An 802-nucleotide genomic window follows, 5' to 3' on the forward strand; every position below is an offset into this window, starting at 1 on the left:
GCCGCAGGCCTGGGTTTAACGGAATAAAACCATAAAATACAAAAGAACATCAGCCCTTCAAGCCCTGCCTGATAAAGCTGAGAAGGGTGCCTAACCAATTGCTCCGGGTCGTTTGGAAATACCATTCCCCAAGAAACATCTGTCGCCCTGCCCCATAATTCTGCACCAATAAAATTTCCGATTCGTCCCAAACCCAAACCTATTGGCACAAGAGGCGCGATAAAGTCCAATAGTTGAAAAAAAGTGCAGCCAATCTTTCGTGCATAAAAAACAATGGCTAACATCACACCGATTAAGCCGCCATGAAAGGCCATTCCACCTTCCCAGATTCTAAACAACCAAGCTGGGTCATCGAGAAATTTGTCGAAGTTATAGAAGAATACGTAGCCCAGGCGCCCCCCCAGGATTACCCCCAATGCGCAGTAATAAATCATATCTCCGACTTGCTCTTTGGCAATTGGAGCACCAGGTCGTTGGGCTCGTCTCTGCCCTAGTAAGTAAGCCGCCACAAAACCAATCAAATACATTAAGCCATACCAATGAATTTGAATTGGCCCTAAGTCCAAAGCAACCGGATCTATCTGGGGATACGACAACGCCATTGTAATTCCTTAAATTTTTAATATTAAACAGAGCTAAGTCACTAGAAAGCGAACACCAATTAATAGCAGAAAACCTGCAAACAATCTTTTCAGTAACAGAGGCGACAAGCGATGCGCCAACTGCGTTCCAACCCTCGCGAAGTATACAGAGCAAATAGATATTCCGAGTAAAGCAGGTAGGTAGATCAATCCCAAACTCC

The 802-nt window shown here is 44.9% G+C and carries 1 protein-coding gene; it reads right to left on the reverse strand.

The features are described from left to right. Positions 1-602: prolipoprotein diacylglyceryl transferase (gene lgt, locus A3761_RS00670; RefSeq protein ID WP_068749633.1), on the reverse strand; the 602-nt coding region annotated here is incomplete at its 3' end. Positions 603-802 lie beyond the last annotated feature (200 nt).

The organism is Oleiphilus sp. HI0123 (assembly GCF_001635315.1).